This is a genomic window from Streptomyces sp. NPDC051172 (assembly GCF_040682555.1).
Classification (GTDB): domain Bacteria; phylum Actinomycetota; class Actinomycetes; order Streptomycetales; family Streptomycetaceae; genus Streptomyces.
Window position 1 is genome coordinate 1 of the sequence record NZ_JBFBBE010000205.1, and the last position, 10,109, is coordinate 10,109.

Sequence of the window (10,109 nt, forward strand, 5' to 3'; positions counted from 1 at the left end):
GCCTCCTGCCTGTGGACGGTCGAGGTTCTTTTCCCTGGACCGAGCATCGTCCGCGCCCGGCCGGAGCGGGAGGCCCCGCTCCTTCATCGCATCAGGAGCAGACATCATGACGAGCGTCGAGACCTGGCAGGAGGAGGGCTATCAGCTCTCCCCGCAACAGCTCGCCCGGCTGGGCGAGGCCCGGGGCACGGCGGTGCGCACCGTCCGCACCGCCACCCTGATACCGGTGCCGGACCTGGAGGCCCGGATCGCTACGGCGGTCGCAACGCACGAGAGCCTGCGCACGCGGTACACCGAGTTCGCGGGGCTGCCCACGCTCGTCCAGGTCGTGGATCCGGTGGGCCCGGTCGCGATCGAGCGGTCGGGAACGGATCGCACGGTGTTCCGTGCCGGCGCGCTCACCGTCGAGCACGAACTCGATCAGGACGGCACGCGGCTGGTTCTCACCCTGCCGAGGCTGAGCGTCGACGACGCCTCCTGGACCCGGCTCGTCGGCCTGCTGCTGGAGGACGCGGTCGCAGCGGCCGGGGAGACGGTGCTGCAGTACGCCGATGTCGCCGCCTGGCTCGGTGAAGTGCTGGACGAGTCGGCGCAGCCACCGGTGGCCGACGAGGCGGTGCGGCAGTCCTCGAAGCCGTCCTCGGCGCTGCCCTTCCTCGTTCCCGTCGCCCTCCGGGACGCGGCCGCCGAGCCGGTGAGCGTCTCGGCCGTCGTCGAGGGACCGCCTCTGGAACGGCTGGACGAACTCACCGCACGGTGCGGCGTGAGCGAGGCGGCGGTGCTGCTGGCTCTCTGGCGCTCGCTGTACGGCCGGTACCGCCCCGACGCCGACGACCATGTGCTGGTCGTGGCCGACGGCCGGTCCACGGAGGGCCTGGAGAACGTGCTCGGCCTGTTGGAGCGTCCGGTACCGGTGCGGCTGGAGATCGGCACGGACACCCCGGTCGCCGACGCGCTCCAGGCGTCGCAGGACGCGCTCCGCTCCGTAGCTGCGATCGAGAACCAGATCGACCCGGGGACCGCGGCCTCCGCACACCACGCGGCGGACGTCTGCCCGCTCTCGTACCGGCACCGCCTGGACCGGTGGGCCGAGGAACTCTCGGACGGTGCGGCCGTCCACGAAGCTCCTGGTGCGCTGCACCTCGACTGCGTGCGCGGGTCGCTGAGCCTGCGCCTGACCTTCGTCGGCGGCGCGAGCCGAGTCGCCCAGGCCGACCTGGACCTCGTCGCGGAGGCGTTCGGACATCAGCTGACCGATCTGCTGTCCGGTGGCACGGAGCGCGCCGTCGGCGGCCTGCGCCTCACCGCGCCGAACGCGCCGAACGCCGAGGCCGGACCCCGTGCGCCGTACGCCTCGGTGCTCGACCGCTTCCTTGCGCAGGCGGAGCGCACGCCCGCGCAGCCCGCGCTGCGCTGCGGCGAGACCGTCGTGTCCTACCGGGACGCGGCGCAGGGCGCGGAGGCGGTGGCGCGCTTGCTGCGCGAGCACGGCGTGCGGGCCGGGCAGCGGGTCGCGCTGTTCGTTCCTGCCGCGGCGGAAACAGTCGTCGCGATGCTCGGCGTCTGGCTCGCCGGCGCGGTCTTCGTCCCCCTCGACCCCACGTGGCCGCAGCAGCGGATCGAGACGATCCTGCGGGAGGCCGATCCCGCGCTGCTGCTCACCTCTGATCCGAAGGCCGACCACCAGGGCTCCGTCCGCATCGTGTGCACGGCCGACGCGGTCGTCGACCCGGAGCGCGCGGTGACTTCCGGCGCGGCGGCCACGGGCGCCGCCTATGTGATCTTCACGTCGGGCACCTCGGGGCTTCCCAAGGGCGTCGTCATCGGGCACGAGCAGCTGTCGCACTACGCCTCGGCGATCGGCGAGACGCTCGCCCTGTCCGAGGGCGCCGAGTTCGCGGCGGTCTCCACCCTCGCCGCCGACCTGGCCTACACGGCGGTCTTCCCGACCCTGGCCGGCGGTGGCTGCGTCCAGCTCGTCCCCACCGAGACCGCCACGAGCCCCGCGGCTCTCACCGAGTGGTTCCGGGGGAGCCCCGCGGCCGCGATGAAGCTGGTCCCCTCGCACCTCTCGGCGCTGCTGGCCGAGGCTGCCGATCCGCTCGCGCTGCTGCCGAGCGAGGTGCTCGTGCTCGGCGGCGAACTGCTGCCGCGTCCGTTGTACGAGCGGCTGCGTGAGATCGCGCCGTCCTTGCGTCTGTACAACCACTACGGCCCGACCGAGTCGACGGTGGGTGCCGCATGCCTCCCGCTGGACGCTCCGATCGATGAACGCTGCTCCTCGATCCCGGTGGGCTCCGGCCTCGGGGCGAACGTCCTGACGGTGGTCGACGCGGGGGGTGCCGCGCTGCCGCCCTGGTGCCCCGGTGAGGTGCTGATCAGCGGGCCCGGCGTGGGCCTCGGCTACCTCGCACGGTTGCGCGAAGGCGGGTCGGGCTTCGGTACGGCGGACACCGCGGACGCCCACCGGACCGGTGACCTCGGCCGCCTGGTGCCCGGCAACGGCATCGAGATCCTCGGCCGGATCGACGACCAGGTGAAGCTGCGCGGATACCGCGTACAGCTCGGTGAGATCGAGACGCTGCTGGCGGACCGGCCCGGCGTAGGCGCCGCGGCGGTCGTGGCGCGCGCGGACGCCGACGGACTCGTCACGCACCTGGACGCCTACCTCACCGCCGCCGGGGGAGTGGACATCTCCGTCGAGGACGTGCGGGCAGCCGTTGTTCTGCACCTCCCGGCCGCCCTCGTGCCGACCGGGTGGCAGGTGCTGGATCGGTTCCCGCTGACCCGCAACGGCAAGCTCGACCGCCGCGCCCTCGCACCGATCGCGCCGCCGAAGGCCCGGGCCGGCCGGCCGCGCGACTCGGTGGAACAGCGTCTGCTGGCGATCTGGTCCTCGATCCTCGACCAGGACATCTCCTCCCCCGACGCGGACTTCTTCGAGTTCGGGGGACAGTCGCTGCGTGCAATCAAGCTCATGGCACAGATCAACAACGCCTTCGGCCTGCGCCTGCCGATGTCCGCGGTGTTCAGCGCCCCGACCGTCGCGGCGATGGCGGAGCTGGTGCGCAGGAGCGACGTCCAGGACTCCAACCTGGTCCCGCTGCGCGCCGCCCGCGGAGCGCGTGAGCAGCCCCCGGTCTTCTGCGTCCACCCCGGCGGCGGCAACACGCTCAGCTACTGGGAGCTGGCCCGGCTGATACCGGCGGACCGGTCGGTCTACGGCATCGAGGCCTGGGGGCTGCACGGCAGGCCGCCGCAGGACGACTTCGCCGCCATGGCCGAGGAGTACGCGGCGAACATCGCGGCCGTCGGCGACGCCGCTCCCGTGATCATCGGCTGGTGCTTCGGCGGCATCATGGCCTACGCCACGGCCCAGGCGCTGCGCCGTTCCGGGCGTGAGGTGGCGCAGCTGATCATCGTCAACTGCGGCGTCCCCGGTGACGCGGAGAGCGCCCTGGCGCGGCAGCCCGCCGACCATCTCCTGCGCCGCTTCGCCTTCCACTATCAGCTGGACCTGCCGGAGGGTCAGCTCGGTCAGCTCGGTCATCAGGAACTGCTCAAGGCCATGCAGGACGTCGGACGGCTGCCTCCCGACTCCGGTGAGGCGGAGCTGCGGAACCTGCTGGACGTCTACATGACCAACATGACCGCTCTGGACCGCTACTTCGTGCAGCAGCAGGCCGAACTCGGCCGAGCCGACTTCCCGGTGCTGCTGGTGCGCGCCGAGCCGGCCGACGAGCCGCAGGATCCGGACCGCACGTGGGGCTGGGGATCGGTGGTCGGACCGGAACTTGGCTTCGCCTCCGTGGCAACGACCCACCACGGCATCATGCGACAGCCCGCGGTGGAGGAACTCGCCGAGCTGATCCGACGGGAGATCGACGCATGACGCACAGCACGGCCGGGTTCACCGCCGAGGAAATGAGGACCAGGACATGAATGAAGCGGCTTCCAGGACACCGGGACCGCGCTCCCTTCTCGGCGCGACTCGGCGGCAGGTGCGGATACCCGCCGGGGATTCGGTGAACATCGGCTTCCTGCCCAAGTCACCGACGACCCCCGTCCTCATCACTCCGGCCGGTCCCGGCGTCGACCTGCCCGGCTGGCTGCGCGCGAACCGGGAAGAACTCGAAGCACGGCTGCTGCGGCACGGCGCGGTCCTGCTCCGGGGGTTCCACGGCGGTTCGGTGGAGAAGTTCGAAGAGGCCGCCTCGGCGATTTGCGGCACGCTCTTCCCTGAATACGGGGACCTTCCGCGCGAAGGCGAGTCGGCCCGCGTATACAAGTCGACGCCGTATCCGGAAGACCTCTCGATCCTGTTCCACAACGAGAGTTCGCATCTGCCGCAGTGGCCGATGCGGCAGTTCTTCTCGTGCATCGTGGCCCCGCAGTCCGGTGGCCAGACGCCGATCGTCGACTGCCGTACGGTTCTCGCCCGGATGCGTCCCGAGCTGGCCGAACTCTTCGCCACCAGGAAGCTCCGTTATGTCCGCAACTTCATCGAAGGCGTCGACGTCAGCTGGTCGCGCTTCTTCGGCACCGACGATCCCGCCGAGGTCGAGCGCAAGTGCGCCGCGGAGGGGACGAGCTTCGAGTGGACGTCGGACGGAGGCCTGCGGACCTCGCGTCAGGCCGAGGCGGTGCTGCGCCACCCGACGACCGGCGAGGCCGTGTTCTTCAACCAGCTGGCGCTGCACCACCCGTCGTCGCTGGACCCGGAAACGCGCTCCTCGCTGCTGGAGATCTGCGGTGATCAGGGGATGCCGCGCAACGTCTTCTGGGGCGACGGCACTGTCATCGACGACGCCCTGGTGGACGAGGTCCGTGCACTGATGGACCGGGAATCGGTCGCCTTCTCCTGGCAGGAGGGTGACGTCCTTGTCATCGACAACATGCTGGTCGCGCACTCACGCAGCCCCTTCACCGGGCCGCGGAAGATCGTGGTGGCGCTCGGCGACATGACCGGCGAGGCCGTGTCCGCCATGAGCTGAGCCCGGTTCGGGCTCTGGGCGCAGATGACCCGGGTGGTGCGGCAGCCAGCAGTTCGCCGCGCCGCCATCGCTGCCTGCCTTCGTTCCGGCGGCGATCAGGAATAGCGATATCCCATTTACGCCGACGCCGATGTCTCGCCGGCGGGACACGCCCAATGCGAGGCCAATTGTTCAGCTGTCGCAACGGTGACGGACGCTTATCGTCACTGTTACGCTGACGGCCGTTTGGTCGATTCATCAGGAGAATCCGTGGCAAATCCGTTCGACGATGAAGAAGGCGCATGCCTGGTTCTGGTGAACGACGAGAACCAGCATTCACTGTGGCCCGCCTTCAGCGCGGTACCGGCCGGCTGGAGGGTGGTGTACGGGCAGGAAACTCGCAAGAACTGCCTTGAATACGTCTCCACGCACTGGACGGACATGAGGCCGGCCAGCCTGATCAGGGCGATGGGCGATGAACCGCGGTAGAAAAGAGTTCCGCGAGCTGGCCGGTGAAAAGGCCTGACCGCACCACAGCCGCGACGCGTATCCCGCCCTCCCTCCGCCGTATTTCGGGGGCCGAAGGGCGCCACTTCCAAAACTTCGTGCCTCATCCACACGAAGTCGCTGATGCCTGCCCGACTGCCGCAGCGATCTCGCGGGAGGCTGCCACAGGGGAAGGTGCCAAGAATGACTTCCGACGCAAGCACTGCGTCGCCACAGGGCCTGTTCCGACGGGCCAAGGTGAACGCCGTCGACGAGCGGACGTTCATCCTCAAACTCTTTGTCGCGTACGCCCTTTGGGTGCTCGGCGTGGCGCTCGCGCTGTTGACCGGTCTGTGGCCGCTGCGGGTGCTGGGCGTCATATTGATCGGCGCGATGTACGCACACTGGCTGGAACTGCAGCACCAGTGCCTGCACCACTCGGCATTCCGGCGCGCCCGCTGGCACCGGATCGCCGGTGTCCCGCTGGGCGTGCCCATGCTGGTCTCGTACAGCCACTACCGCGTCCTGCATCTGCAGCACCACCGCTATCTGGGCACCGACCAGGACTCGGAGTTCTTCGGCTTCGACTCGCGTCAGCCCGTCACGTGGGGGGCGCTGGTCCGCGAGGCCCTGGCCTTCGGCCGGCTGGGTGGCGCGGTCGCGGACATCGTGCGCGCCTGGTCCGGCTCCTGGACGTACGACTCCGGCCAGATAGCACCGGCCCGCAAGCGTGAAGTGGCCGCCGAATACCGGCTGTTCGTCCTGCCGATCCTCGCGGCCGTCGCGCTCGCCGTGCTCGGCCAGGGCGAACTGGTGCTATGGGTGTGGCTGTTGCCCCTGCTGGTCGCGGTACCGCTGCACTTCCTCGTCGAACTGCCCGAACACATCATGTGCGACAACTCCAGCACCGACGTGCTGACCAACACCCGTTCCATCACCGGAAGTTGGTTCAGCACCTGGTACACCAACGGCAACAACCTGCACATCGAGCACCACGCGGCCATGGTCGTCCCGATCAACCAGCTCCGCGAGCGCCACGACCTGACGCTTTCGTACGCGAAGCACACCTCCCCCAGCTATCCGCAGTTCTTCCGCGCCATCGCCAAGGAGGCCGCCGCCAATGGCCGGAAGGCCCGTGCACAGGTCGGCGCCCGTGCCGACTAGCACAAGTCGGGCATGCATGGGACGCACTCACGAAGGTAGGACGGCATGAGCGACACCTCGCAGCGGCTGCGCGAGCAGCCCCCCGCCCAGAACGCCCTGCACACGCGGCGGATCGAGGAGCCCACCACGGCGGCGCCGGGCGGGATCACCGGACGCCCGGCGGGCGCGGGCGCCTCCTTGTCCTTCGCACAGCAGCGCCTGTGGTTCCTGGACCAGCTCGGCCCCGGGAACGCGGCGTACAACCTGCCATACGCGCTGCGGCTGTCGGGCCCGGTCGACCTGGACACGGCGGTGCGGGCCTTCCAGGCCCTGGTACGGCGGCACGAGACCCTGCGGACCACCTTCCCGTCGGTCGACGGCGAGCCGACGCAGACCATCGCCCCGGCGGACAACCACGTCTGGGAGCCCCGGGTCGTCGACCTGCGCGGCGCGGCCGACGCCGAGGAGCAGGCACGGCGGCTCGCGGCGCAGGACGCGCGGACGCCGTTCGACCTCGGCCGGGGTCCGCTGCTGAGGGTGGCGCTGGTGGCGCTCACTGAGCGGGAAACCGTCGCGCTGATCACCCTGCACCGCATCGTCGCCGACGACCGGTCGATGACGGTGCTGACGGACGAGTTCTGCCGTCTGTACGACGCCTTCCGCACGGGCGGCGCCGATCCGCTGCCGCCGCTCGCCGTCCAGTACGCCGACTACGCCCACCGGCAGCGCGAACAGTTCACGGGCGATGCGGCGAACCCGGTGGCACGCGGGCCGGCGCACTGGCGTGAGCGGTTCAGCGGCGAGCTGCCCTGTCTGCGGGTGCCGACCGACCGTACACGACCGACCGTGCAGACGTACGCGGGCCGGACCCGGTCCTTCACCCTGTCCGTCGAGGTGACCGCCGGGCTGCGGGAGCTGACCGGCGCCGCGGACGCCACCCTGTTCATGACACTGCTCGCCGGATACGCAGCCCTGCTGCACCGCTACTCGGGCCAGGACGACATCGTGGTGGGCACGTCCGTGGCCGGCCGTCACCGGCCGGAGACCGAACCGCTCGTCGGCCTCGTGGCGAACACTCTGGCCCTGCGCACGGACCTGGCGGGCGACCCGACGTTCGGCGAGCTGCTCGCGCGTACCCGGCAGGCGTGCATCGCGGACTTCGCCCATCAGGACGTTCCCTTCGCGCGCGTGGTCGAGGAGGTGCAGCCGGACCGCGATCTCAGTCGCACCCCGCTGTTCCAGACGATGCTGTCGCTGCACGACGCCCCCCGGCCCACGCCGGACCTGGCGGGGCTGCGCGTCAGCCCGTTCAGCGGCGAGGGCCCCACCACGGCGCTGTACGACCTGAGCCTGCGCGTCGTCGACGAGGGCGACCGGCTGCGCTGCGACTGGGAGTTCAACGTCGACCTGTTCGCCGACGCCACCATCGAGCGGATGGCCGCCCACTTCGAACGGCTGCTGCTCGGCGCCGTGGCGAACTCCGATCTGCCGCTGTCCCTGCTGCCACTGCTCTCGGAGCCGGAGCGGGCCGAATTCCTGAACCGGGACAACACGATCTCCGTCGAGGTCGCCCCCGACACCTGCGTGCACCACCTGTTCGAGGAGCACGTCCGCGCCACCCCCGACGCCGTGGCCGTGGTGGACGGCGAGGACCGGCTCAGCTACCGCGAACTCGACCGGCGGGCCGGTGTCATCGCCGCCCGGCTGCGCGCGCTCGGCGTCGGCCCGGACTCGCGCGTGGGGCTCTGCGCGCCGCGCTGCCCCGACTCGGTGGCGGCGCTGCTCGGCGTCCTCAAGGCGGGCGGCGCGTACGTGCCGCTCGACCCTGCCCATCCGGTGGACCGCCTGCACTACGTGCTCTCGGACGCGTCCGTACGCCTGCTGCTGACCCGCCACGACGTGGTGGCCTCGGTACCCGGGCTCACCGAAGGGGTGAGCGTCGGCTACGTCGACGACTGGCTCGCCGAGGGCGCCGGTGCGGCGCAGGACGAGCCGGCCGCCGTCCCGCCGGCGGGGCACGCCGAACCGAACGCGGACAACCTGGCGTTCCTCGTGTACACCTCGGGCTCGACCGGCCGGGCCAAGGGCGCGATGATCACCCATGGTGCCCTGATGAGCGCCTTCCGCTCCTGGGAGCGGGTCTACGGCCTGGGTACTGTGGTGCGCCGGCATCTCCAGGCCGCGAACATCGCCTTCGACGTGTTCACCGGCGACATGGTCCGCGCGTTGTGCTCCGGCGGCACGCTGGTGCTCTGCCACCGTGAGGCGCTGCTGGATCCGGCGCGGCTGTACACGCTGCTCCAGCGGGAGCGGATCGACTTCGCCGACCTCGTCCCGGTCGTCATCCGCCGGCTCAGCGCCCATGTGGCCGAGCAGGGGCGGATGCTGGACAACTTCAGGGTGCTGGCCGTCGGCGCGGACATCTGGTTCATGCAGGACTACTGGAACCTGGCGAAGCTGTGTCCTCCCCGCACCCGTCTGGTCAACTCGTACGGCATCACCGAATCGACCGTGGACAGCGGCCTGTTCGAGACTCCGATGCCCGAGCGCGGTGACGAGGAGCCGGTGCCGATCGGACGCCCGCTGCCCAACACCCAGTTCTACGTGCTCGACAACCGGCTCCAGCCGGTGCCCTTCGGGGTGAACGGCACCCTCTACGTCGGCGGCCTGGCCCTGGCCCGCGGCTACGTGGGGCGCCCCGAGCTCACCGCCGAGCGATTCCTCGCCCACCCCTTCTCGGACACGCCGGGAGCCCGGCTGTACAACACCGGCGACCTGGCGCGGGTCCTTCCCACGGGTGACGTGGAGGTGCTGGGCCGGGTGGACCGGCAGGTCAAGCTGCGCGGCTTCCGGATCGAGCTGGAGGAGGTCGAGTCGGTACTCGGCCAGCACCCGGACGCACAGGACGCCGCCGTGATCATCCGGGAGGACGCCCCGGGTGAGCGTCGCCTGGCCGGCTATGTCGAGCCGCGGGCGGGACGCAGCCCCGACCCGGTCGCTGTGCTGCAGTACCTGCGCACCCAACTGCCTTATTACATGGTGCCGTCCACCATCACCCTGCTCGAACGGATACCGCTGAACGCGAACGGCAAGCACGACCGCAAGGCCCTGCCCGCTCCGGCGCCCGTGGCGGACGCGGTCGAGCGGCCTGCCGCCGGGTTCGCCACCGCCACGCAGGAGCGCGTGGCGCGGATCTGGTCACAGGCGCTGGAGGCCGAGGTGGTCACCGCCGAGGACGACTTCTTCCAGCTCGGCGGAGACAGCCTGCTGGCGCTGCGGATCCGGTTCGCACTGCGCCGAGCCTTCGACGTGGACCTGCCGCTGATCACCCTGTTCGCGGCGACGACCGTGGAGGAGCTGGCCCGCCGCATCGACCTCGCCGCGTCGACACCCGCCTGATCCGGACGGGAGCACCGGATCACGCGGGAGCCGTACGACGCCACGGGCCGCTGGGACGAGTACGGCGCCGAGCTGTTCCGCCTCAAGGACCGCAAGGGCGGCGACTAC

Annotated in this window: 5 protein-coding genes; all 5 read left to right on the forward strand. The window is 70.7% G+C overall.

The features are described 5' to 3' along the window. Positions 1-106: 106 nt before the first annotated feature. The 5 genes from AB0N07_RS48365 (at position 107) to AB0N07_RS48385 (ending at position 10,001) form a co-directional block, all read left to right on the forward strand. Positions 107-3,892, forward strand: a complete 3,786-nt coding sequence (locus tag AB0N07_RS48365) for an amino acid adenylation domain-containing protein (RefSeq protein WP_365846972.1) — start codon at positions 107-109, stop codon at positions 3,890-3,892. 46 nt (positions 3,893-3,938) lie between these two features. Continuing rightward, entirely contained in the window at positions 3,939-4,994 is a 1,056-nt protein-coding gene (locus AB0N07_RS48370) for a TauD/TfdA family dioxygenase (RefSeq protein WP_365846974.1), read from the forward strand. Positions 4,995-5,243: 249 nt separating this feature from the next. Continuing rightward, on the forward strand, positions 5,244-5,462 hold the full coding sequence (locus tag AB0N07_RS48375; protein ID WP_365846976.1) for an MbtH family protein: 219 nt from the start codon (positions 5,244-5,246) through the stop codon (positions 5,460-5,462). 201 nt (positions 5,463-5,663) lie between these two features. Further along, positions 5,664-6,623 (forward strand): fatty acid desaturase, encoded by a 960-nt coding sequence (locus AB0N07_RS48380; protein ID WP_365846978.1) that lies wholly within the window; start codon positions 5,664-5,666, stop codon positions 6,621-6,623. Positions 6,624-6,668: 45 nt separating this feature from the next. Then, on the forward strand, positions 6,669-10,001 hold the full coding sequence (locus tag AB0N07_RS48385; RefSeq protein ID WP_365846980.1) for an amino acid adenylation domain-containing protein: 3,333 nt from the start codon (positions 6,669-6,671) through the stop codon (positions 9,999-10,001). Positions 10,002-10,109: the final 108 nt, after the last annotated feature.